A 22,113-nucleotide genomic window follows, 5' to 3' on the forward strand; every position below is an offset into this window, starting at 1 on the left:
GGGTCAGATCAGCGGCCGCTTCTGCGGCGTTTCATCGGGCGCGACCTGGGCGATCTCGCAGAGGCGGTCGAAATTGTTGACCGCCAGCCGGCCCTCGCGCCAGGTGGCGATCTGGCGTTCGCGCAGGGTCTTGAGGGTCTTGTTCGTGTGCACCAGCGACAGCCCCAGCGCGTCGGCCAGGTCCTGCTGGGTATAGGGCAGGGGCGCGTGCCCGTTGCGGGCCATGTCGACCGCCCGCGCCCGGCTGTAGACGTGGACGAAGGCGCGGGCCACCTTCTCGCGCGCGGTCATCTGCCCGAGCGCCGCGACGCTGTCGCCCAGGAAATGTTCCTCGATCGCGGCGAGCCATGTCAGGTCGAAGGCCCGTTGCGGCCGCTGGCGGAAAAGTGACCATAGGCTGGCCCGGTCGAAAACGCAGAGCGTCATCCGGGTGGTCGCCTCCATCGAGTGCTGCATCTTGCCCATGACGCCGGCCTGCAGCCCGGCGAAATCGCCGGGCAGCGCGAAGTTGAGCACCTGCCGACGCCCGTCGGCCAGGGTCTTGTAGCGCAGGCCCATGCCCTCGAGCACCGTGAAGAGCTGCGGGCTGTTCGATCCCTCCATCAGCAACGTGGTTCCGGGATTGACATTCAGCTCGCCGGTCTTGAATTTCTGCATGAAGGCGACCTCCTCCTCCGACATCGGGGTGAAGATCTCCTTCCGGCGCAGCGGGCATGCGTGGCATTTGGTGGCCATCTTCGCTCCTGGCGTCATGTCATAGTTAAATGCGCCGGCAGCGGATGGGTTCCACACTGCGAACCATGACCAGACCCGATTCGGGCAGGAGAAAGTTTGACCGACCGTAGAAAGACCCCGATTTACGCCGTCGTCGACCGCGACGCGGTGATTTCCATGGACCTTGTGGAGACCCTGCGCGAGGCCGGCCCGTGCAAGGTATATCAATACAACAGCATCGCCGATTTCCGTGCCGATCTGGCCCGCTACGAACGCTTGACCGCGGCGTTTCTCGAAACCGGCTATGACGCCATCACCCGCGACGGGCTCGACCGCACGCTCGAAGGGCTGGGCGCGCGGATCGTGATGACCGCCGGCGAAGCCGATGCCCCGCGGGTCGCGGACCGGGGCTGGAAGCACCTGGTGCGCCCTTTCACCGGCGAGATGGTGCGCGAGAGCCTGTCTTGAGCTGTGGCCGGACGGACCCACCCGCCCGGCGCGACGGGCCTGCCGGGCGCTCGGAGTTTTCTTCGGGGCCATCGTCGCCGGTGTTTCCGGCTGCGGCGGGGGGCGCGCAGATCCTCTTCGTCGGTTTGCCGTCCCGCTTCGCGATCAGGCGGTCAGCGTCTCGGTGCTGGCGAAGAACATCGCCTGGCTCACCGCCGAGCGGATCTGGCCCTCGTTATAGGGCTTGGAGATGAGGAAGGCCGGCTCGGGCCGCTCGCCCGTCAGAAGCCGTTCGGGGAAGGCGGTGATGAAGACCACCGGCGGCATGTTCGCGCCGCTGAGCAGGTCGTTTACCGCGTCGATGCCCGAGGATTTGTCGGCCAGCTGGATATCCGCCAGGATCAGGTCGGGCGGGTCCGCGCGACCGAGCTTCACCGCCTCGTCGCGCGTCGTGGCGACGCCGGTGACGCTGTGGCCCATCTCGGAGACGATCGAGGAGATATCCATCGCGATGATCGCCTCGTCCTCGATGACCATGACCCGGCCGGTGACGCCATCGGCCATCTCGGTCTGGGCGATGGTGACCAGTTCCGCGGCCTCGCCGGGCCCGACCCCGAGGATGTCGCCGATCTCGTCGGGGCGGAAATTCTCGATGCTGTGCAGCAGGAGCGCCTCGCGGGTGTTCGGCGTAAGGCCCGAAAGACGTCGCTGGGCCTGCGATTCCGGGCCGTCGGGGGCGTCCGGCCCGCTGTCGACCGGCGCGCCGGAGGACGCCCAGATCCCGTGGAACACCTTGAAAAGCGCGACCTTCGCCGTGGCCGAGCGGTCGAAGACCTCGTCATCGGCGAGGATCGCCTCCAGCGTCGCGGCCGCATAGCGGTCGCCGGTTTCCTGGCTGCCCGTCAGGGCCCGCGCATAGCGGCGCAGGAAGGGCAGTTCGGCGGCGATCGCATCGGTGAGGCTCGCGTCGGTGCGGGCGTCTGACATTGTGTTCCCCCATAACTTTTCACATGCTCTTGGAACCGAACGCAGGGTCGCGCCGTTCGGTTCCATGAACAAGCCGGGAATTCGCGGACTTAGGCAAGCATGACAAACCAGCGGAAGAAATCCAAAGTGCAGGAACAGATCGACGAAAACCTCCGGCGCGTCTACGCCGAAGCGCTCGACGACGAGATCCCCGACCGGTTCACCTCGTTGCTGGATCAGCTGCGTGCACAGGAGAAGGGTCGCGCGACGGACGATCCCGCGGAGGGCGAATGACCGCCGATCCCGGACATTCCGACCCGCGTGAGGAGCTGGTGGAGCATCTGCCGGCCATGCGGGCCTTCGCACTGAGCCTGACGCGCAACCCGGCGACGGCCGACGACCTGGTGCAGGACACCATCGTCAAGGCGTGGACCAATATCGACAAGTTCCAGCCGGGCACGAACCTGCGCGCATGGCTTTTCACGATCCTGCGCAACACCTTCTATTCGCTGCGCCGCAAGCGCAAGCGCGAGGTCGCCGACAGCGACGGCGCGATGGCCGAGCAGCTGTCGCAGAAACCTGACCACGACGGCCGGCTCGTGCTGAGCGATTTCCGCGCCGCCTTCGAGCAGCTGCCCGACGAACAGCGCGAGGCGCTGATCCTCGTGGGGGCATCCGGCTTTTCCTACGAGGAAGCGGCCGAGATGTGCGGCTGCGCGGTCGGCACCATCAAGAGCCGGACGAACCGGGCCCGGCGGCGCCTTGCGGAGTTGATGAACCTCGAAGACGACGAAGAGCTCGAGATGACGGACGCCGCCACGGTCGCCGTGGTCTCGGGCACCCCGGCCGCATGACCGGGCCGGGCGGCCCGCCGCCGCCGCGCCGCCGGTTCATGCGCAGCCTGACATCGCAGCTGATCGCGGTCCTCACCGTGGCGCTGCTGCCGCTGGGGCTGATCTCTCTCTACCAGACCTCCGAAGTGCTCGAGGAAACGCGCGCGCTGTCGGAAACGGCGCTGCTCGGCCAGACCGAACGGGCCGCCGAGCGCGAACGCACCCTGATCGAAGGAGCCTTCGGCGCGGCTGCCGCGGCCGGGGCCGCGCTGCTGGAACTGCGCCGCGGCGGGGATGCCTGCGGCCCGATGCTGGCGCGGCTGGTCGAGACCGGCCCGCGGTTCGTACATGCGGCCTTCATAGGACCCGACGGCGCGACGATCTGCTCCTCTGACGGGCAACCTGCCAGCCTGGGCGACACGGAGCGCTACGAGACCTACCGGGCCAGCCCCCGGCGCGTGGTGGAGATAGAGGCCGGCGCGCCGGAGGGCGGCCCGCCGGTCCTGACCGTCGGCGTGCCCCTGGTGGCAGGCACCAGCTTTCTTGGCTACGTGACCATCGGCGTCCCCCACGCCGTCGCCGGTCCCCTGAACGAAGAGACCGACCGCCAGGCCGAGCTTCTGACCTTCAACGCCGAGGGCACGATCCTCTCGGCCGGACCCGGGCTCGGTGACATCGCCCGCACGCTGCCCGCGGCCCATGAACTGGCCTGGTATTTCGGCGGGGCGCCGCGGGCCTTCCTCGGGCGCAACACCCTGGGCGAAGAGCGTGTCTTCGCGGTGGTTCCGATCGTCGACGATACGGTCTATGCGCTGGGCAGCTGGCCGCCGGAACGCAGCCTGAACGGCGCGATGGCGCTGGTCTTTCCGCTGCTGATGTGGATCGTCAGCATTTTCGTCGCCTATTTCGGGCTCAACCGTCTGGTGATCCGCCATGTCCGCCGCCTGCAGCGCCGGATGCGGCTCTATTCCGCGGGGCATCATGAATTCGGGACCGTGCGGCTGGACCGCGCGCCGGAAGAGCTCGACGAGGTGGCGGCGACGTTCAACACCATGACCCGGACCCTGAACGAGAACGAGCGCCGCCGGGAGGAGGACCTGCAGGAGAAGACCGTCCTGCTGAAAGAGGTGCATCACCGGGTCAAGAACAACCTTCAGCTGATTTCCTCGATCATGAACATGCAGATCCGCGCCGCCGCCACCGACGAGGCGCGGCGCGTGCTTCGCCGCGTGCAGGATCGCGTGATGGGGCTCGCGACGATCCACCGCTACCTCTATACCGCGCGGAACCTCGGAACGGTGCGGGCCGACACGCTGCTGCGCGAGATCATCAACCAGCTGGGCGTGGTCGGCAGCGGCGGCGGCGAGGCCGCGGTGCGCATATCGGAGCATCTCGACCCGGTCGAGATCACGCCCGACCAGTCTGTGCCCCTGTCTTTGCTCGCGACCGAGGCGGCCACCAACGCCGTGAAGTATGTTGGCCGGCCCCGGGACGAAGATCCCTGGATTTCCCTGGTGCTGAAGGATCTGGGCGGGCGCAAGGCGGTCCTGAGCATCGTGAACTCCCTCGGCGACCCGGTCCACGACGCGCTTGAGGACAACGGCTCCGGGCTCGGCTCGCGGCTGATCGAGTCCTTCGTCACCCAGCTGGGCGGCACCCTCGAGACCGAGGCGGGCACGGAACGCTTCGGAATCCATGTCAGCTTCGAGATCGCCGAATTCGACCCCGAGAAGGAGGCGGTTCCGCTGCCGGACGCCTGAGCCCGGCCGGCTGGGCGGAACGTCGGGCGGCCCGGTGCGTTTCTCCGGGGACCCCCGGAGCCGGCCGCCCGCGGCCGCCGGATCACCCACGCTTTGACGGAGGCAGACATGGCCGATACCGACACGACCTGGAAAGACGCCGAGACGCAGCTGTTCCGGCGCCTGCACGCGGTGCGGGCCGGGATGCTCTCGCTCGAGAATTCCTCTTTGCACGCCCGTCCGATGACCCATTACCTCGACGAGGCCGGGCGGGTGCTGCACTTCATCACCGCGCGCGACACGGATCTCGTGCGCGCGCTCGGGCAGGGGGCGACGGCCCGGTTCACGATCCAGTCGCCCGAAGAAGACTATTATGCCTGCCTGACCGGCACGCTTCGCCAGAGCGAGGACACCGACAAGCTGGACGAGGTCTGGACCCGCGGCGCCGCCGCCTGGTTCGAGGAAGGCCGCGACGATCCGAAGATCGTCCTGCTCGAGATGCCGCTGCGCGATGCGGCGATCTGGGCGACGACCGACAACGCCGTCGTGTTCGGGCTCGAGGTCACGCGCGCCGCGCTGGGGGAAAAGAGCGCGCCGGACGTGGGCGCGCAGGTGCTGCTCGACTTCACCGCCTGAGCCCGCGCGGCGCTTTTCGGCGGGCGGGCGGTGGACCGGCCCGCGCGCCACCGCTATCTTGCCCCGGAAACCGGGCAGGGAGGTGCGCGCGTGGCCCCGAAAACAGAGACTATCGAGGACGTCCAGGCGCTGCTTGCCGGGCAGGATTATGTCTGTGACCGGGCGCTTGGCACCGTGGTCTTCCTGGCGTTGCGCCTGGGGCGGCCGCTGTTCCTCGAGGGGGAGGCCGGCGTCGGCAAGACCGAGATCGCCAAGGCGCTCGCCGCCGGGCTGGGCCGGCGGCTGATCCGGCTGCAATGCTACGAGGGGCTGGACGCCGCGAGCGCGGTCTATGAATGGAACTTCCCCGCCCAGATGGTCGCGATCCGCACCGCCGAGGCGGTGGAGAGCACCGACCGCGAGGCGCTCACCGACGAGTTGTTCTCGGACCGGTTCCTGATCCGCCGCCCGCTGCTCGAGGCCATGAGCCCGCAGGCCGGGGGCGCGCCGGTGCTGCTGATCGACGAGCTCGACCGCACCGACGAGCCCTTCGAGGCCTTCCTGCTGGAGGCGCTCAGCGATTTCCAGGTGACGATCCCCGAGCTTGGCACGATCAGGGCGCCGGAGCCGCCCATCGTGATCATCACGTCGAACCGCACCCGCGAGGTTCATGACGCGCTGAAGCGGCGCTGCCTCTATCACTGGGTGGACTACCCCGATTTCAGCCGCGAGATGGATATCCTGCATGCCCGCGCGCCCGAGGCCGCCGAGGCGCTCTCGCGCGAGGTGGTGAGCTTCGTGCAGCGCCTGCGGGGCGAGGATCTTTTCAAGAAGCCGGGCGTGGCCGAAACCATCGACTGGGCGAAATGCCTGTTGGCGCTCGACGCGGTGCAGCTGAGCCCCGAGGTGATCGCGGACACGATCGGCGCGATCCTGAAATACCAGGACGATATCCAGCGCCTGCAGGGATCGGAGGCCAAGCGCATCCTCGACGAGGCCCGCGCCGGGCTCGAAACCGCCTGAGCCCGGGCGCAGCGCCATGGTCGAATACGCCCCCCTCGACATTCCCGAGGACGGCAAGCTCGCCGCCAACATCACCCATTTCGCCCGCGCGCTGCGCAAGGCCGGGCTGCCGGCCGGGCCGGGGCGGGTGGTCGATGCGATCCGCGCGGTGGAGGCGGCCGGCTTCACCAGCCGGGCGGATTTCTTCTTCACGCTCCAGGCCTGTTTCGTGAACCGGCCCGAACAGCGCGCGGTCTTCGCGCAGATCTTCCGGCTTTACTGGCGCGATCCGCGTTACCTCGAGCACATGATGTCGATGATGCTGCCGGCGATACGGGGCGTGCAGGAGGAACGCGCCGCGCGCGCCGCCGAACGCCGCGCGGCCGAGGCGCTGCTCGACGGGGTGGCGCGTGACGCGCCCGACCTGCCCGAGCCCGAAGGCGAGAGCGAGCAGATCGAGATCGACGCCGCGCTGACCATGTCGGCCGAGGAGCGGCTCCGGACGCTCGACTTCGAGCAGATGACCACCGCCGAGATGGCCGCGGCCCGGCGCCGGATCGCCCGGCTGAGCCTGCCGGTCCCGCCGCTGAAGACGCGCCGGCTGGCCGCCGATCCGCGCGGCCGGCGACCGGACTGGCGCGCCACGATGCGCGCCGCGCTGCGCCGCGGCGGCGCGATCGAACGGCTGTCCTGGCGGGCGCGGCGGACGCGCTGGCCGAACCTGGTCGCGCTCTGCGACATCTCGGGATCGATGTCGGCCTATTCGCGGGTGGTGCTGCATTTCCTGCACAGCGTCGCCAACGAGAAGGGCGCGGGCTGGGCGAAGGTGCACGCCTTCACCTTCGGCACGCGGCTGACCAACATCACCCGCCAGCTCGGCGCGCGCGACGTGGACGCGGCGCTGGCCGCGGCCGGGGCCGAGGCGCGGGACTGGGAGGGCGGCACCCGGATCGGGCATTGCCTGCACGTCTTCAACCGCGACTGGTCGCGGCGCGTCCTGGGATCGGGCGCGGTGGTGCTGCTGATCACCGACGGGCTCGACCGCGACGACCCGGAGCGGCTGGCGCGCGAGATGGAGCGGCTGCATCTCTCGGCGCGGCGGGTCATCTGGATCAACCCGCTGCTGCGCTGGGAGGGCTTCGCGCCGCGTGCACAGGGGATCGCGGCGATGCTGCCCCATGTCGACTGCTTCCGCGCGGGCCACAACCTGGCCTCGCTCGAGGCGCTGGCGGACGCGGTGGCCGATGCCGGCGACCAGGGCGAGAAACTGCGGCTGATGCAGATGCTGGCGGCCGGCTGAGCGGCGGCGCGCTGGCGCGCGCCAAGACGGTTTGCGCGCCCGTGCCGGGCGCGCGGTGCCTCCGGCGGGGATATTTCCGGAACGGTGAGAACGGGAAAGGGGCGCCCGCAGGCGCCCCCTGGCCGCGTTCGGGGTCGTGGCGGCGCCTCAGTCGACGATCGTCGCCTCGGTCTTCTCGCGGATCTCGTCCGCGGTCACGCCGTCGGCGGTCTCGACGATCCTGAGCCCGCCCTCGACCACGTCGAGCACGCCGAGATTGGTGATGATCCGGTCCACGACGCCGGTGCCGGTCAGTGGCAGGGTGCAGGCCTTCAGCAGCTTGGGCGCGCCGGCCTTGTTGTTGTGGTCCATCACCACCACGACGCGGCGGACGCCGGCGACGAGGTCCATGGCGCCGCCCATGCCCTTCACCAGCTTGCCCGGGATCATCCAGTTGGCGAGATCGCCGTTCTCGGCCACTTCCATCGCGCCGAGGATCGCCATCGCGATCTTGCCGCCGCGGATCATGCCGAAGCTGGTCGCGCTGTCGAAATAGGCGGTGTTGGGCAGTTCGGTGATCGTCTGCTTGCCGGCATTGATGAGATCCGGGTCCTCCTCGCCCTCGAGGGGGAAGGGGCCCATGCCCAGCATGCCGTTTTCCGATTGCAGCGTCACCGTCACCCCCTCGGGGATGAAGTTCGGCACCAGGGTCGGGATGCCGATGCCGAGATTGACGTAGGTGCCGTCCTCGAGTTCCTGCGCGGCGCGTGCCGCCATCTGATCGCGATCCCAGGCCATTACAGGTCCTCCCCTTGTCCGGCGCCGCCCTCGGCCTTGGGCCGGGTCGTGCGTTTCTCGATGCGCTTCTCGTGATCGCCCTGGATCAGCCGGTGCACGTAGATGCCCGGCAGGTGGATGCCGTCGGGGTCGAGCTCGCCGGGCTCGACGATTTCCTCGACCTCCATCACGCAGACCTTCCCGCACATCGCCGCCGGCGGGTTGAAGTTGCGCGCGGTCTTGCGGAAGATGCAGTTGCCGGTCGTGTCGGCTTTCCAGGCCTTGACGATCGCGAGATCGGCGAAGATCCCCCGCTCGAGGATGTAGGGCTCGCCGTCGAAGTCCTTGACCTCCTTGCCCTCGCCGATCTGCGTGCCGTAGCCGGTCTTGGTGTAGAAGCCCGCGATGCCCGCGCCGCCGGCGCGCATGCGTTCGGCCAGCGTGCCCTGCGGGTTGAACTCCAGCTCGAGCTCGCCCGAGAGGTATTGCTGCATGAAGGTGTCGTTCTCGCCGACATAGGACGACATCATCTTCTTGACCTGGCGGGTCTGCAGCAGGAGGCCAAGTCCGAAATCGTCGACGCCCGCGTTGTTGGAGGCGACGGTCAGCTCCTTGGTGCCGGCATCGCGGATCGCCGCGATGAGCAGTTCCGGGATCCCGCAGAGCCCGAAGCCCCCCGCGGCGATGGTCATCCCGTCGAACAGAAGCCCGTCCAGCGCTTCCGCCGCCGAGCCGTAGATCTTGTTCATGGCAAGCTCCCGAATGTCTGAAACTGCCCGCGTTTGTGACCGGGGGCCGGGGTGGAGTCAATGCCGATGCCGCGCTGCAGCGGGGTCAGAAGACCTGCTGGCGGATCTCGGTGATCATCTCGGAATGGAGCGCCCGGACCCTTGCGCAGGGCTGGCGCGCCATGAAGACCTCGCCCTGCGGGTCCGGGGCGCGCACGGCGCTGCCCGAGAGCTCCTCGAGCACCGCGTGGCCGCAAAAGGGCACGTAGAGTTCCGAGTACCCGCCCTCGTGAACCATCGCGAGCCGCCCGTCGCAGAGCGTGTCCGCCGCCCGCATCAGCTGGCGCGTCATGAGCCGGAAGGTTTCCGCGGTGCACATCATCCGTGAGAGCGGGTCGATCGCGCTGGCGTCGTAGCCGCAGGCCACGATCACGATATCGGGGCCGAAGCCGGTGAGCGCGGGCACCACCAGCCGTTCCATCGCCTCGAGATAGGCCTCGTGGCCCGCACCCGGGGGCAGGGGTATGTTGAGGTTGCAGCCATGCCCCGCGCCGGATCCGCGATCCTCGACGAAGCCGGTGTCCTCGGGATAGTTGCGATCCTGGTGAACCGAGATCGTCAGAACGTCGTCGCGGTCGTAGAAGATCGCCTCCGTGCCGTTGCCGTGATGCACGTCCCAGTCCACCACCGCGAAGCGCCGGCCGCGCCCCGACGCGATCGCCGCCTCGATGGCGATGGCGATATTGGCGAGGATGCAGAAGCCGTTCGGGAAATCCGGCAGGGCGTGGTGGCCCGGCGGGCGCGAGAGCGCGTAGGCGTTGCGATAGTCGCCGTCGAGCACCGCCGCCACCGCCTGCTTGGCCAGCCCGGCCGAGAGGCTGGCGATCTCGAACCCGCCGCGGGAAAACGGTGCCTGCTCGCCGATCTCGCCGCCGCCGGCATCGGACAGCGCCTTGAACCTGCGCAGGAACGCCTCGGGATGCACGCGCGCCAAGTCCGTCCAGCTTGCCGGTTCGGCCCCCTGGGCGTCGAGATCGCGGGTCAGCCCGGTGACGTCCATCAGGTTCTTCAGCCGCCGCTTGGTCTCGGGGCTTTCGGCGAGGCCCCCGGCCGCCTGTGGCTGCACCAGCCCGCCGACCGGCATGGTGAAGCTGTAGGTCCCGCCCGCGTGCCAGAAGCACCGTTCGTCCCAGAAGAACGCCGTCTCGTGCATGCCCTGCCTCCCTCGTCTGGGGCGAGATAACCCGGACGCGCGCCAAAAGGGAAGGGTGACCGCGCGGGGCGCGCCGGGCCGCGACAGGACCGTCCGTCTCGGGAACCGGACTTCAGCGCTTGAGCCGGTAGCTGCCCTCGGGCAGATCGAGCGCGGCCGCCAGGTCGCGGATCTGGGAAAGCGACAGGGTGATCTTCTGGTCGCGGTCGGTGCGCGGGTCGGTCTGTTCGACCGTGACGCAATCCTCGAAGGCCGTAATCGTCACGTCCTCCTGCAGGTGGCTGCCCGGCTCGTCGACCAGCGTGACCACGGTGGCGTCGAATTCATGCTCGATCGTGAACATCTGGCCCCCCGATTCTGTAGGGTCGATCAAACGCCCGTCACGCCGCAAATGCAAACCCGCCGCTTCAGGCCTATATTGGGTTCGAAGGAGATACCGATGCGCAGCCTTTTCGTCCTCGCCCTCTTCGCCCTCTCGGCCTGCGTCGCCACGGTCGAGGACGGCCCGCCGCCGGCCGCCTCGCAGCCGCCGCCGCCAGCGGTCTCCGCCGACGTCGCGGCCCGGAATTTCGTGGAGGTGGTGCGCCGCGTCGAGCCGGTGGCCGAACGCGTCTGCCGCGCGGAGGCCCCGCGCCTGGACTGCGATTTCCGAATCGCCGTGGATGATCGCCCCGGCCAGCCGGCCAATGCCTTCCAGACCGTCGACGGGCAGGGCCGGCCCTATATCGTCTTCACGCTGGCCCTGATCGCCGACGCGCGCAACAGCGACGAGCTGGCTTTCGTGCTGGGCCACGAGGCCGCCCATCACATCGCCGCGCACATCCCCAAGCTGCAGCAGAACGCGCTGGGCGGCGCCATGCTCGGGGGGCTGCTGGCCGCGACGCTGGGCGCGGATTCGCGGGGGATCGAGGCCGGCCAGGACCTGGGCGCCACCCTGGGCGCACGCCGGTATTCCAAGGAATTCGAGCTGGAAGCCGATGCGCTGGGCACGGTCATCGCCCATCGCGCGGGCTACGATCCGCTGCGCGGCGCCGCGTTCTTCGCCCGCATTCCCGATCCGGGCGACCGGTTCCTCGGCACCCATCCGCCCAACGCCGCGCGCATGGACACGGTGCGCCGGGTGATGGCGCGGCTAGAGTGACAGGCGCCGCTGCCGGCGCAGGTGCCACCGGTAGAGCAGCGGCGCGAGCACATGGTCGTAAAGCGCCGCGGCGGCCTGCCGGACGCCCGGCAGCCCGACCAGCCGCGCCAGCCAGCGATAGCGCGGCATGTCCCGCCACAGCGTGAGAAACGCCGGAATACCGCTCTCGAGCCGGCCGTTCCGGGCCACGTAGAGACGACGCGCGGCCTGGTCGGGCGTCAGGCCCCAGCGCGCCAGGTCGGTGGCGTTGAGATCGTGGAAGCGAATCGGCAGCGCCCGCGCGCCGGCATAGCCCTGGTAATGGCCGATCTCGGCCGCGCAGACGGGGCAGGCCCCGTTGTAAAGCACGTCTGTCTGGGTTTCCTCGGTCATGATCGAAAGATAGGCGGACGGGCCGGCCCGGAAAGGGGGGGGCTTGCGCGGATTTGATCTGGATCATGGTATTCGTTGCAGATGCAACGGACTCTGGTGTCGAGACGCCGCGCATGCGGCCCCGAAACCCAGAGGAGGCGCACATGTTCAACCTGTCCAAGCTGGATCGCCACGAGAAACTCGTCGACCGCATGGCGGAAACCCAGGGCATCGACATCGGGGAAGAGATGATGCGCGGGCATCTCTCGGCCAACGACCTGCGGTCGGCCGTGTTCAGCTGCACCGCCTGCACCCATGCCGATGACTGCGTGCACTGGCTCGAGGATCACAAGGACGGTGCGTCGCAGACACCGGACTATTGCCGCAACGCCGGTCTTTTCCGCGCGCTCCGCGAGGCCTGAGCCGGCTGGCGGGCGCGGGGCTGGTCCCCGGCGCCCCCATGCGCTAGACGCGCGGCATGCGGGTCTTCGAGAATGTCCTGACCGACCGCGGCTCGAAATACGCGGTTTCCGGCGGGCCGGCCGACAGCCGGGCCGCCGCGCAGGCTTTCGTCAAGACGCTCAAGAAAAACAAGAAATTCGCCAAGGCGACGCATAATACCTGGGCGGTGCTGCTCGACGCGGACGGCTCGCCCGAGCCGGTGAAGAACGACGATGGCGAGGCGGGCGCCGGGATGGTGATCCTGCGCATGCTCGAGCGGGCGGGCCGCACCAACCACGTCGTCGTGGTGACCCGCTGGTACGGGGGCGTGAAACTCGGGGGCGACCGGTTCCGCCGCGTGCAGGATGCGGTGACCTATTATCTCGACCGGCTCGGCGACTGAGCCGGCTCAGTCGCCGGTCTCTTCCGCGATCCAGCGGGCGGTGTCGGGGTCGGCCGCGATCTCGGACCAGGTGATGGCGGGCAGGTCATAGGGATGGCGGTCGCGGATCAGCGCCACCAGTTCCTCGACGCAGGACGAGCGCGTCTTGAAGCTCAGGATCCGTTCTTCCTCGTTCTCGATCTTGCCCTGCCAGTGGAAATGGCTGGTCACCGGCCCCGAAAGATTGGCGCAGGCGGCGAGCCGGGCCGCGATCGCCGCGCTGGCCAGCGCGGCGCCGGTCGCCGCGTCGGGGCAGGGAACGTGCAGTTCGACAGGGTGGGGCATGGGGCCTCCGCTCTCTGATCGCGTCGGAGAGAGGAAAGCATGTCACCCGCGTTCCGGCAAGCGCCCCCAAAGATCGTATTCGGAGGCCTCGTCGACCTCGACGGTCACGATGTCGCCGGGGCTGAGCGACTCGAACCCGGCATCGATGAAGAGGCAGCCGTCGATCTCGGGCGCGTCGGCCTTGGTGCGGCAGGTCGCGCCCTTGGCATCGACGGAATCGACGATCACCTCTTGCAGTTTTCCAACCTTCCCGGCCAGTTTTTCGGCTGATATCGTCTGGGCTCTTTCCATAAACCGATGCCAGCGCTCCTCCTTGACCTCTTCGGGCAGGTGGCCCGGCAACGCGTTCGAGCGGGCGCCTGCGACGTTCTCGTATTTGAAGCAGCCGACGCGGTCGAGCCGGGCCTCGTCGAGCCAGTCGAGGAGCGTCTGGAATTCTTCCTCGGTCTCGCCCGGGTAGCCCACGATGAAGGTCGAGCGCAGCGCGATCTCGGGGCAGATCGCACGCCAGGCGGCGATCTCGTCCAGCGTCTTCGCCGCCGCCGCCGGCCGCGCCATGCGCCGAAGCGTGTCGGGATGGGCGTGCTGGAAGGGAATGTCGAGATAGGGCAGGACCTTGCCCTCGGCCATCAGCGGGATCAGCTGGCGGACATGCGGGTAGGGATAGACGTAGTGCAGCCGGACCCAGGCACCGAGATCCCCGAGCGCCCCGGCAAGGTCGGTGATATGGGCGCGGATCTCGCCGTCTTTCCATGGGCTCGCCGCATGCTTGAGATCGACGCCGTAGGCACTGGTGTCCTGCGAGATGACGAGCAGCTCGCGCACCCCCGCCTCGACCAGCTTCTCGGCCTCGCGCAGCACCGCGCCCGCCGGCCGCGACTGCAGCCGGCCGCGCATGTCAGGGATAATGCAGAACTTGCACTTGTGATTGCAGCCCTCTGAAATCTTTAAATAACTATAGTGGCGAGGTGTCAGGCTGACCCCGGAGGCCGGCAGCAGGTCGACGAAGGGATCGGGCGCGGGCGGCACCGCGTCATGGACCGCGTCGAGAACCTGCTCGTACTGGTGCGGCCCGGTCACCGCCAGCACCGTCGGATGCGCGCCGGTGATGTAGCCGGGCTCGGCCCCCAGACAGCCGGTGACGATGACGCGCCCGTTCTCGGCCAGCGCTTCGCCGATGGCCTCGAGGCTCTCGGCCTTGGCGCTGTCGAGAAAGCCGCAGGTGTTCACGATCACCGCGTCGGCGCCGGAATACTCCGCGGAGATCGCGTACCCCTCGGCACGGAGCCGGGTCAGGATCCGCTCGCTGTCGACCAGCGCCTTGGGGCAGCCGAGCGAGACCATGCCGATGGTCGGCTGGCCGGGGCGGCGGGTCGCGGTCAGTCGGGCGGCCGGGGCGATGTCGGGGCGCAGGTCGGGCGGATTGGTGCTCATGCCTGCCATATAGAGGCCCCTCCGCGCCCGCGAAAGGCCCTTCGCACTTGTGGGCACGCCGCCCGGCACCTTAGTCTGGACCACGCACGCATTTCCCGGAGGCCGTAGGATGCGCTGGCTGCTTCGCCTGGTCTTTATCCTTGGGGCGCTCGCGCTGATCGCCGGCGCGGGGCTTCTGCTCATGCCGACGGATCGCATCGCCGAGGTCGCCGAGCGCCGCTTCGAGGCGGCGACGGGCCGTGTGCTCGATCTTTCGGGCGGCGTCAGCCCGACGCTCTGGCCGGTTGTCGGGGTTCGGACCGGGCCGGTGACGATCTCCGATGCGCCCTGGGCGGGCGCGGGGCCCATGGTCGCGGCCGAGGCCCTGACCATCGGGCTCAAGCCCGGCCCCCTGATCCGGGGCGAGATCGCGATCCAGGAACTGCGCCTGACCGCGCCCCGCATCCGGCTGCGCCGCGAGGCCGACGGCCGGGCCAACTGGAACCTTGGCGGCGAAGCCGCCCCGGCGGCCCCGCCGGCCGCCCCGGCCGACGACGGCGGGGGGGCGGCCGCCCTGACGCTTGACGAGGCGGTGATCGCCGGGGGCGAGCTGCACTTCACCGACGCGGCGACCGGCACCGAGGCGGTGCTGACGGATCTGGAGCTGACCGCGGCGCTGCCAGAGGCCGCCGGCCGCGCCGAGATTTCCGGCACGGCGGTCCTGAACGGCGCCGAGACCGCGTTCAGCACGGCCATCGACGGTTTCGCCGGGTTCCTGGCGGGCGATCTGCGCGCGGTCAGTGCCCGGCTCGAGATCGGGCCCAACAGCGTCACCTTCGACGGACGGGCGGGGACCGCGCCGGTGGCGGCCGAGGGACGTCTGCGCGCCGATCTCGGTGACTGGCCGGCGCTGCTGACCGCGCTGGGGCAGCAACCGCCGGCACCGCCGTCCGGGCTTGGACGCAGCGCGGCGCTGTCGGGTGAGCTGACCTATACCGAGGCCGGGCTTGCCCTGCGCGGTGCCGAGCTCTCTGCCGCGGGAAACACGCTGCGGGGAGAGGCCGACCTGACATTCGCCGAGCCGCGCCCGCGGCTGGTCGCACGGCTCGGCGCCGAGGCGCTCGAGCTTGGGGCGCTGGCGGGTGATGGCGGCGGCGGCGCGGATGGCCGGGCCGACGAAGACGGTGGCGGCTGGTCCGATGCGCCCATCGACGTCAGCGCGCTTGCCGCGCTGGATGCCGAGATCGCCCTGAGCGCCGGGCGCGTCGCGCTGGGCGACATCAGCCTCGACCGCACCGATCTCGTGGCAAGGCTCGACCGGTCCAGGCTCGTTTTCGACATCACCGAGATCGGTGCCTATGGCGGGCGGATCGGCGGGCAGTTCGTGGTGAATGGCCGGGGCGGCCTCTCGGTGGGCGGCGATCTGACGGTCGCCGATTTGCAGTTGCAGCCCTTTCTGACGGCCACCGCGGAGTATGACCGGCTCATCGGCGCGGTGGACGGCGAGGTCGATTTCCTCGGCGTCGGCAATTCGATGGCCGCGATCATGCGGTCGCTTTCGGGCAGCGGGCGCCTGTCGATCGGCAAGGGGGAATTGCTGGGGCTCGACCTTGTCGGCATGCTGCGCAATTTCGACACCTCCTATAGGGGGCCCGGCTCCAAGACGATCTTCGACGCGGTCACCGCGAGTTTCACGATCTCCGACGGGGTGCTGTCCAACGAAGACCTGCTCTTCGTCGCGCCGCTCGCCGAGGCCACCGGCGCGGGCACCGTCGATATCGGGGCGCGGCGCCTCGATTACCGCGTGGTGCCGGTCGCCTTTGCCAACCGCGACGGCACGGAATCGACCGGGGGCGTGAGGATTCCCGTTGTCATTACCGGCAGCTGGGACGATCCGAAGTTCCGCCCCGATCTCGCAGGCCTGATCGAGCAGGAAACGGGTCTCGACGAGGAGCAGGTCAAGGAAGACCTCCGCGGCCGTGTCCGCGAGAAGATCGAAGAGGAGATCGGCCCGGTCGAGGAGGGGCAGTCGCTCGAGGATGCCGTGCGCGACAGGATCGAGGACGAGGCCAGGAAGAAACTGCTGGACTTCCTCGGCGGCGGAAACTGACGGCTTGATCCGGCACGCCCGCGCCATAGCTACTTCGTCACACAGGCGGAGGAGACACGGATGCGGATCATCGTCACGCTCGTCGCGCTTACCCTGATGGCGCTGCCGCTGCGCGCGGCGGAGTTCAGCTTCGACTCGATCGATGGCGGCACGCTGTCGCTGACCGACTATGCCGGGCGCCCGGTGCTGGTGGCCAACACCGCCTCGCTCTGCGGCTTCACCGATCAATACGCCGATCTCCAGGCGGTTTACGATCGCTACCGCGACAAGGGGCTGGTCGTGCTGGCCGTGCCGTCCGACGACTTCCGGCAAGAGCTCGGCAGCGCCGCCGAGGTCAAGGATTTCTGCGAGCTGAATTACGGCCTCGATCTGCCGATGACCGACATCACCCATGTGCGCGGGCGGAATGCCCATCCGTTCTATGCATGGCTGAGGACGGATCACGGCATCGCGCCGCGCTGGAACTTCTACAAGGTGCTGCTGGGCCCCGACGGCTTGCCGGTGGAAAGCTGGGGATCGGCCACCAAGCCGACCGCGCCCGAGGTCACGCGCCGGATTGAGGCGCTGCTGGCAGAGTGACCGCGGCGCCGCTCTTCATCGGGTCCGAGATCTATCGCGGCTCCAGCTACGGAACCTGGCACCCGCTGGCGATCCCGCGGGTGCCCACGGTGATGGATCTCGCGCGCGCGCTCGGCTGGCTGCCGCGGGACCGCTACGTCGCCAGTCCGCGCGCCAAGCCGGCCGCGCTGGCAGCCTTCCACACGCCGGGGTACCTGGCCGCGCTCCAGGATGCGGAGCGGACCCAGTCGGTCAGCGACCAGGTGCGCGCCCGCCATCACCTCGGCACCCATTCCAACCCGGTCTACCCCGAGGTGTTCCGCCGCCCGGCCACGGCCGCCGGCGGCTCGATCCTGGCGGCCGAGCTGCTGCGCGACGGCGGGGTGGTCTACAACCCCGGCGGGGGGACCCATCACGGCCTGCCCGATCGCGCCAACGGGTTCTGTTATCTCAACGACCCGGTCCTGGCGCTCAAGGCCTTCCGCGCGCAGGGTATCCGGCGGCTCGCCTATGTGGACGTCGATGCCCATCACTGCGACGGTGTGGAAATGGCCTTCGACGGTGATCCCGAGATCCGGATGATCTCGGTCCACGAGGAACGGCGCTGGCCCTTCACCGGGGCGCTGCAGGACCGGGCCGGCGGCGCTGCGCGCAACATGCCGGTGCCTGCGGGGCTGAACGACAGCGAGATGGACGCGATCCTCGACGGCGCCATCCTGCCGCTCGTCGCGGATTTCCGGCCCGAGGCCGTGGTGCTCCAATGCGGCGCCGACGCGCTCGCCGAGGATCCGCTGTCGCGGCTGACGCTCTCCAACGGGGCGCTGTGGCGCGTGGTCGCGGCGCTCCGCCCGCTGGCGCCGCGCTTCCTGGTGCTGGGCGGCGGCGGCTACAATCCCTGGTCGGTCGGGCGGGCGTGGACCGGCGTCTGGGCGACGCTGGCGGGCCACGAGATCCCCGACCGCCTGCCCGGGTCGGCGCAGGCGGTGTTGCGCGCGCTCAACTGGTCGCGCGCCCGGAGCCGCCCCCCGGCGCCGTCGCTCATGGAGACGCTGGCCGATGCGCCGCGCCCCGGCCCGATCCGGCCCGAGATCCGGACGCGTATCGCCGCGGTGACGGCATGATGCGGGCCTTCGTGGCCATAGACCTGCCCGAGGCGGCACGCACCGATCTCGCGCTCCTGCAGCAGGCACTGCCTGTCGGCCGCGCCGTGCCGCCCGAGAACATGCATGTCACGCTGGTCTTCCTGGGCGAGGTTCCCGAGCCGGTGCTGGAAGATGCCGATGCCGCCTTCCGCCGGGTCGCCGCGCCGGGCTTTTCGCTGCACTGCGCGGGGGTGGGCGTTTTCGGCGGCGACCTGCCCCGCGCGGTCTATGCCGGCATCTCCGGGACCGAACCGCTCTGCCATCTGCAGGCGAAGCTCGAGACCGCGGCCCGCGGCGCCGGGGTGACGGTGGCGAAGCGCCGCTTCGTCCCGCACGTGACGCTCGCCCGGCCGGGCGGGCGCGTGGACCGGATCGCGCTGGAGCATTTCATCGCCGGTCACGCCGCCCATCGCGGCCCGGAATTCGAGGTCGCGGATTTTCGGCTCTACGAGGCGACGCTCGGCCGCAAGGCGGCGCGCTACACGGAACTGGCGCGCTACCCGCTGACCGGGTGACCCGGCCCGCCGGGCCGGGTTTCGCGCGCGATGCGCGCGAGGATATTTGGACCACTTGGAGAACGGCATCCTCCAAGTGGCGGAAATATCCCCGCCGGAGGCATGGACTCGCCGCGCAGCGGCTCAGACGCGCGGCGTGCCGCCCGACAACACAGTGCGCATCCAGTCCGTGTCGATGTTGCCGCCGCACAGGATCACGCCCACCTCCTTGCCCTGCATCCGTGCGCGTTCCTGCATCAACGCGGCAAGGGGCGCCGCGCCCGCGCCCTCGGCCAGGTTGTGGGTGTCCTGGAAATAGACCCGGATCGCCTCGGCCACGGCGTCGTCGCTGACCGTCACGATGCGCTCGGCGCCCGTGGCGTAGATATCGTAGGCCGCCTTCACGGGCACCCGTACCGCCATGCCGTCGGCGAAGGTCGCCGCGCTCTCGGTCGGCGTGAGCGTTCCGCGCTCGACGGAGAGCTTGGCGGTCTGGGCGTGCTCGGAGACGACGCCGACCACCCTGGTCCCGAGCCCGAGCGCGTCGCGCGCCGTGATCACCCCGCAGATGCCGGAGCCGCATCCGATGGGCACGTAGACGGTGTCGAGATCGGGCTTGACGGTGAAAAGCTCGAAGGCATAGGTCGCGACCCCGCGCATCAGTTCCTCGTGGAAGGGCGGCACCATGAAGAGGTCTTCCTCGGCGGCCGCCCGGCCGGCGGCCTCGCGCGCGGCGTCGAAATCGGCGCCCACCTCCACCAGCTCCGCGCCGAAGGCGCGCATGGCGGCGTTCTTCTCGACCGAATTGCCGTGGGGGACGAAGATCTTGGCGCGCAGCCCTGCCGCGCGGGCCGCGCGCGCCTGGCTCTGTCCGTGGTTGCCGCGGGTCGCGGTGACGATGCCGCGCGCCTCGGGATGGGTGCGGCGGAGCCAGTCGATGAAGGTGATGCCGCCGCGGATCTTGAAGGCGCCGGTGGGCGTGTGGTTCTCGTGCTTGACCCAGACCGTGGCGCCGAGCCGGTTCGACAGGGTCGGCCAGGCATATTGCGGCGTGGGCGGCATCTGGCTGTGCACGAGCGCGGTGGCGTTCTCAAGGGCGACGCGGTCGAAAACGGGTTTGGCCATTCTGCCTCCTTCTTTGGGACGCCGGGGCGGCACGGGGGCGGGCCCCTAGCCCCTGAGCGCGATCATCAGGTCCATCACGTTGGTGCCGGTCGGACCGGTGGTGAACAGGCAGCGCTGCGCGGCGAGCCAGCGGCCCGCATCGGCGCGGGCGAGCGCCTCGGCCCCGCCGGTGGCGCGTGCCCAGCTGGCGCCGTCGACGATCCCGCCGGCGGCCTGCGTCGGCCCGTCGGTGCCGTCGGTGCCCGCCACCAGCAGCGTCAGCCCGGCCTCGCCCGCGATCTGGCGCGCCAGCGCCAGTGCCAGCGCCTGGTTGCGCCCGCCGCGGCCGGGGTCCGGGGGCAGGGTCACGGTGGGTTCCCCGCCGAGGATGGCCACGCCCGGCGGCAGCGCCCGCAGTCGCGGGCCCAGCGCGCGGGCGAGGAGTTCCACCTCGCCGTAGAGATCCTCGGCATTGACATGAACCGCGAGCCCGGCCGCGCGGGCCGCCGCCGCGGCCGCGTCGCGCGCGATGGCGTTGGAGGCGACGATGCGGGTCTCGCAGGTGCCCCCCGCCGCGGCGGGGCATTGCCCGATCCCCGACCCGATCACCGCGATGTCGTCGCCCGACACGTCCGAGATGGCGAGCACGGTCGCCCCTGCGCCGCCGAAAGCCGCCAGGAGCCCGCCGCCCTTGATCCGCGACAAGGCGCGCCGGCGGGCGTTGATGGCGTGGATGTCCTGCCCGCCGGCCAGAAGGCGGGCGTTTTCTGCCGCGAGATCGTCGAGCGACACGCCTTCGGCCGGGCATTCCGCCAGCGCGGAGGCGCCGCCCGAGACCAGGAGAAGCAGCGTCTCGTCCGCGGACATCGCCGCGACCGCATCGTAAAGCGCACGGCCGGCCGCGAGGCTCGCGGCGTCGGGCACGGGGTGGGCGGCTTCGAGGACGGTCAGCCCTGGCGGCGCGCCGGTACCGTGGCCGTACTTGGTGACCGCGAGGGCCGGCACCGCGGCGTAGCGGGCCAGCGCCGCGCGGGCCATGGGCACGGCGGCCTTGCCGACGGCGAGGATCCGGTCGGGCCGCGGCGGCGCGTCGGAGGCCAGCGCCGCGGCCACGGCGGTATCGCCGCGCACGGCGTCCACCCCGGCCTGCCAGATCCGGCGCAGGGTGTTTTCTGCGGAGAGCGCGCTCATGGCGCGCATTTGGACAGAAACGGCGCCGGAGGCCAAGCCCCCGGCGCCGCCGATCTTTCAGGCCGTCGCCGCGCTTACTGCGCCATGACCTCGGCGGTCGGGCGCGGGGTGGCGGCGGTTTCGGCCGGCAGGATCGGCACCGTCACGTCCGGCGCGCGGCCGGTGAGGCTGTCGAGGAAGGCCACCAGCTTGTCGGCCTCGTCGTCGGTGATCGCCGCGCCGAGCTGCGACTCGGCCATGATCTGCACCGCGACCTTCAGGTCCCAGACCTTGCCGGAATGGAAATAGGGCGCGGTCAGCGCCACGTTCCGCAGCGGCGAGGCGCGGAAGACATACTCGTCGTCCACGGTGTCGGTCACGGCGAAGCGGCCCTTGTCGTCGGGCGGCAGAACCTCGGCGCCGGGCTTCTCGATCAGGCCGAAGGGATAGTAGCCCTCGCCGCCGAGGTTGACGCCGCTGTGACAGGCCACGCAGCCCTTGTCCATGAAGAGCTGGAGCCCGTCCTTCTGCATGGCGTTCAGCGCCATGTCATCGCCGTTGAGATAGGCGTCGAAGGGCGCCGGGGTGATCAGCGTGGCCTCGAAGGCCTCGATCGCGCGCGCCATGTTGTCGAAGGTGACCGGCGCCTCTTCCTCGGCGAAGGCGGCCTCGAACCAGTCGACGTAGTCGGGCATCGAGTTCAGCGTGACGACGACGTTCTCGGGCGTGTTGGCCATCTCGACGCCGGCCTGGATCGGCCCCTTGGCCTGGGCCTTGAGGTCCTCGGCGCGCCCGTCCCAGAACTGGGCCTCGTTCAGCACCGCGTTCAGCACGGTGGGCGAGTTGCGCGGACCTTTCTGCCAGCCGTGGCCGATCGAGGTTTCCTGGTTGTCGTCACCGCCGGTGGCGAGGTTGTGGCAGGAATAGCAGCTGAACACGCCCGAGGCCGAGAGCCGCGGGTCGAAGAACAGCGCCTTGCCGAGCTCGATCTTTTCTTCCGTCACGCGGTTGTCGGCGATCTGCGGGATGGTGGAGGGCAGCGGCTCGAAATAGTCCAGCGCGTCGTCGCGCAGGGCCTCGGCCGAGGCCGCCCCGGCCAGGCAGGTGGTCACCAGGAAGGCAGGGAGGATATGTCTCATGAGGGTCTCC

26 protein-coding genes are annotated in these 22,113 nt (G+C 69.8%); 14 read left to right on the top strand and 12 right to left on the bottom strand.

Translation table 11 applies throughout. The features are described 5' to 3' along the window. Positions 1-3: 3 nt before the first annotated feature. Positions 4-735 carry a Crp/Fnr family transcriptional regulator gene (locus ACQ5SP_RS12190; RefSeq protein WP_430938653.1) on the bottom strand — a complete coding sequence of 244 codons (732 nt, stop codon included), beginning with the start codon at positions 733-735 and terminating at the stop codon, positions 4-6. Positions 736-831: 96 nt separating this feature from the next. Between ACQ5SP_RS12190 and ACQ5SP_RS12195 the strand changes: the two genes are divergently transcribed. Beyond that, positions 832-1,182, top strand: coding sequence for a hypothetical protein (locus ACQ5SP_RS12195; protein WP_430938654.1), 351 nt, complete (start codon positions 832-834; stop codon positions 1,180-1,182). A 144-nt stretch (positions 1,183-1,326) separates the two neighbouring features. On the opposite strand, the gene ACQ5SP_RS12200 is transcribed toward ACQ5SP_RS12195, so the two are convergent. Continuing rightward, the gene (locus ACQ5SP_RS12200; RefSeq protein ID WP_430938655.1) at positions 1,327-2,148 is read right to left on the bottom strand and encodes a response regulator; all 822 of its coding nucleotides are present in this window, start codon (positions 2,146-2,148) and stop codon (positions 1,327-1,329) included. A gap of 99 nt (positions 2,149-2,247) precedes the next feature. Between ACQ5SP_RS12200 and ACQ5SP_RS12205 the strand changes: the two genes are divergently transcribed. From ACQ5SP_RS12205 to ACQ5SP_RS12230, 6 genes are all read left to right on the top strand, one after another. Beyond that, positions 2,248-2,421 carry a NepR family anti-sigma factor gene (locus tag ACQ5SP_RS12205; RefSeq protein ID WP_430938656.1) on the top strand — a complete coding sequence of 58 codons (174 nt, stop codon included), beginning with the start codon at positions 2,248-2,250 and terminating at the stop codon, positions 2,419-2,421. Then, positions 2,418-2,981 carry an RNA polymerase sigma factor gene (locus tag ACQ5SP_RS12210; RefSeq protein WP_430938657.1) on the top strand — a complete coding sequence of 188 codons (564 nt, stop codon included), beginning with the start codon at positions 2,418-2,420 and terminating at the stop codon, positions 2,979-2,981. The genes ACQ5SP_RS12205 and ACQ5SP_RS12210 overlap by 4 nt, the downstream gene beginning before the upstream one ends. After that, positions 2,978-4,720 carry a sensor histidine kinase gene (locus ACQ5SP_RS12215; RefSeq protein ID WP_430938658.1) on the top strand — a complete coding sequence of 581 codons (1,743 nt, stop codon included), beginning with the start codon at positions 2,978-2,980 and terminating at the stop codon, positions 4,718-4,720. The genes ACQ5SP_RS12210 and ACQ5SP_RS12215 overlap by 4 nt, the downstream gene beginning before the upstream one ends. Positions 4,721-4,828: 108 nt before the next feature. After that, positions 4,829-5,335 carry a pyridoxamine 5'-phosphate oxidase family protein gene (locus ACQ5SP_RS12220; protein WP_430938659.1) on the top strand — a complete coding sequence of 169 codons (507 nt, stop codon included), beginning with the start codon at positions 4,829-4,831 and terminating at the stop codon, positions 5,333-5,335. Between the two features lie 90 nt (positions 5,336-5,425). Next, on the top strand, positions 5,426-6,337 hold the full coding sequence (locus ACQ5SP_RS12225; protein ID WP_430938660.1) for an AAA family ATPase: 912 nt from the start codon (positions 5,426-5,428) through the stop codon (positions 6,335-6,337). Between the two features lie 16 nt (positions 6,338-6,353). Further along, positions 6,354-7,616 carry a vWA domain-containing protein gene (locus tag ACQ5SP_RS12230; protein WP_430938661.1) on the top strand — a complete coding sequence of 421 codons (1,263 nt, stop codon included), beginning with the start codon at positions 6,354-6,356 and terminating at the stop codon, positions 7,614-7,616. A gap of 147 nt (positions 7,617-7,763) precedes the next feature. Here ACQ5SP_RS12230 and ACQ5SP_RS12235 read toward each other — a convergent pair whose 3' ends face one another. The 4 genes from ACQ5SP_RS12235 to ACQ5SP_RS12250 form a co-directional block, all read right to left on the bottom strand. Beyond that, the gene (locus ACQ5SP_RS12235; RefSeq protein ID WP_430938662.1) at positions 7,764-8,393 is read right to left on the bottom strand and encodes a CoA transferase subunit B; all 630 of its coding nucleotides are present in this window, start codon (positions 8,391-8,393) and stop codon (positions 7,764-7,766) included. Then, positions 8,393-9,121 carry a CoA transferase subunit A gene (locus ACQ5SP_RS12240; protein WP_430938663.1) on the bottom strand — a complete coding sequence of 243 codons (729 nt, stop codon included), beginning with the start codon at positions 9,119-9,121 and terminating at the stop codon, positions 8,393-8,395. The genes ACQ5SP_RS12235 and ACQ5SP_RS12240 overlap by 1 nt, the downstream gene beginning before the upstream one ends. An 85-nt stretch (positions 9,122-9,206) precedes the next feature. Next, positions 9,207-10,313, bottom strand: coding sequence for a class II histone deacetylase (locus ACQ5SP_RS12245; RefSeq protein ID WP_430938664.1), 1,107 nt, complete (start codon positions 10,311-10,313; stop codon positions 9,207-9,209). A gap of 112 nt (positions 10,314-10,425) precedes the next feature. Next, positions 10,426-10,656, bottom strand: a complete 231-nt coding sequence (locus ACQ5SP_RS12250; protein WP_430938665.1) for a hypothetical protein — start codon at positions 10,654-10,656, stop codon at positions 10,426-10,428. A gap of 96 nt (positions 10,657-10,752) precedes the next feature. On the opposite strand from ACQ5SP_RS12250, the gene ACQ5SP_RS12255 reads away from it, so the two are divergent. Next, a complete protein-coding gene (locus ACQ5SP_RS12255) occupies positions 10,753-11,454 on the top strand; it encodes a M48 family metalloprotease (RefSeq protein WP_430938666.1) in 702 nt (233 codons plus the stop codon). On the opposite strand, the gene ACQ5SP_RS12260 is transcribed toward ACQ5SP_RS12255, so the two are convergent. Continuing rightward, on the bottom strand, positions 11,446-11,826 hold the full coding sequence (locus ACQ5SP_RS12260) for a thiol-disulfide oxidoreductase DCC family protein (RefSeq protein ID WP_430938667.1): 381 nt from the start codon (positions 11,824-11,826) through the stop codon (positions 11,446-11,448). The genes ACQ5SP_RS12255 and ACQ5SP_RS12260 overlap by 9 nt on opposite strands. 143 nt (positions 11,827-11,969) lie before the next feature. Between ACQ5SP_RS12260 and ACQ5SP_RS12265 the strand changes: the two genes are divergently transcribed. Together ACQ5SP_RS12265 and ACQ5SP_RS12270 are read left to right on the top strand one after the other, a co-directional pair. Beyond that, positions 11,970-12,227 carry a DUF6455 family protein gene (locus ACQ5SP_RS12265; protein WP_430938668.1) on the top strand — a complete coding sequence of 86 codons (258 nt, stop codon included), beginning with the start codon at positions 11,970-11,972 and terminating at the stop codon, positions 12,225-12,227. A 56-nt stretch (positions 12,228-12,283) separates the two neighbouring features. Next, entirely contained in the window at positions 12,284-12,649 is a 366-nt protein-coding gene (locus tag ACQ5SP_RS12270) for a YigZ family protein (protein WP_430938669.1), read from the top strand. A gap of 6 nt (positions 12,650-12,655) precedes the next feature. Here the strand turns inward: ACQ5SP_RS12270 and cutA are convergent, their stop codons facing one another. Both cutA and rimO read right to left on the bottom strand, forming a co-directional pair. Next, the gene (gene cutA / locus ACQ5SP_RS12275) at positions 12,656-12,973 is read right to left on the bottom strand and encodes a divalent-cation tolerance protein CutA (protein WP_430938670.1); all 318 of its coding nucleotides are present in this window, start codon (positions 12,971-12,973) and stop codon (positions 12,656-12,658) included. 42 nt (positions 12,974-13,015) lie between these two features. Beyond that, on the bottom strand, positions 13,016-14,407 hold the full coding sequence (gene rimO, locus ACQ5SP_RS12280; protein ID WP_430938671.1) for a 30S ribosomal protein S12 methylthiotransferase RimO: 1,392 nt from the start codon (positions 14,405-14,407) through the stop codon (positions 13,016-13,018). A gap of 109 nt (positions 14,408-14,516) precedes the next feature. On the opposite strand from rimO, the gene ACQ5SP_RS12285 reads away from it, so the two are divergent. Genes ACQ5SP_RS12285 through thpR form a run of 4 tightly spaced genes read left to right on the top strand, consistent with a single transcriptional unit; the run spans position 14,517 to position 18,711 of the window. After that, positions 14,517-16,496 carry an AsmA family protein gene (locus ACQ5SP_RS12285; RefSeq protein ID WP_430938672.1) on the top strand — a complete coding sequence of 660 codons (1,980 nt, stop codon included), beginning with the start codon at positions 14,517-14,519 and terminating at the stop codon, positions 16,494-16,496. 60 nt (positions 16,497-16,556) lie between these two features. Next, positions 16,557-17,075: a glutathione peroxidase gene (locus ACQ5SP_RS12290; protein ID WP_430938673.1), complete on the top strand. Its 519-nt coding sequence runs from the start codon at positions 16,557-16,559 to the stop codon at positions 17,073-17,075. Beyond that, positions 17,072-18,175, top strand: coding sequence for an acetoin utilization protein AcuC (locus ACQ5SP_RS12295; RefSeq protein WP_430938674.1), 1,104 nt, complete (start codon positions 17,072-17,074; stop codon positions 18,173-18,175). The genes ACQ5SP_RS12290 and ACQ5SP_RS12295 overlap by 4 nt, the downstream gene beginning before the upstream one ends. Further along, positions 18,172-18,711 carry an RNA 2',3'-cyclic phosphodiesterase gene (gene thpR / locus ACQ5SP_RS12300; protein WP_430938675.1) on the top strand — a complete coding sequence of 180 codons (540 nt, stop codon included), beginning with the start codon at positions 18,172-18,174 and terminating at the stop codon, positions 18,709-18,711. Before ACQ5SP_RS12295 ends, thpR begins: the two co-directional genes overlap by 4 nt. 123 nt (positions 18,712-18,834) lie before the next feature. Here the strand turns inward: thpR and ACQ5SP_RS12305 are convergent, their stop codons facing one another. The 3 genes from ACQ5SP_RS12305 to ACQ5SP_RS12315 all read right to left on the bottom strand — a co-directional run bounded on the left by ACQ5SP_RS12305 (position 18,835) and on the right by ACQ5SP_RS12315 (position 22,103). Next, the gene (locus ACQ5SP_RS12305) at positions 18,835-19,815 is read right to left on the bottom strand and encodes a threonine dehydratase (RefSeq protein ID WP_430938676.1); all 981 of its coding nucleotides are present in this window, start codon (positions 19,813-19,815) and stop codon (positions 18,835-18,837) included. A 45-nt stretch (positions 19,816-19,860) separates the two neighbouring features. After that, on the bottom strand, positions 19,861-20,985 hold the full coding sequence (locus tag ACQ5SP_RS12310; RefSeq protein WP_430938677.1) for a DUF4147 domain-containing protein: 1,125 nt from the start codon (positions 20,983-20,985) through the stop codon (positions 19,861-19,863). A 74-nt stretch (positions 20,986-21,059) separates the two neighbouring features. Beyond that, positions 21,060-22,103, bottom strand: a complete 1,044-nt coding sequence (locus ACQ5SP_RS12315; RefSeq protein ID WP_430938678.1) for a cytochrome-c peroxidase — start codon at positions 22,101-22,103, stop codon at positions 21,060-21,062. Positions 22,104-22,113 lie beyond the last annotated feature (10 nt).

The sequence above is a fragment of the Rhodovulum sp. YNF3179 genome (assembly GCF_050586465.1).
In the GTDB taxonomy this organism is placed as follows: Bacteria; Pseudomonadota; Alphaproteobacteria; order Rhodobacterales; family Rhodobacteraceae; genus CAJXYS01.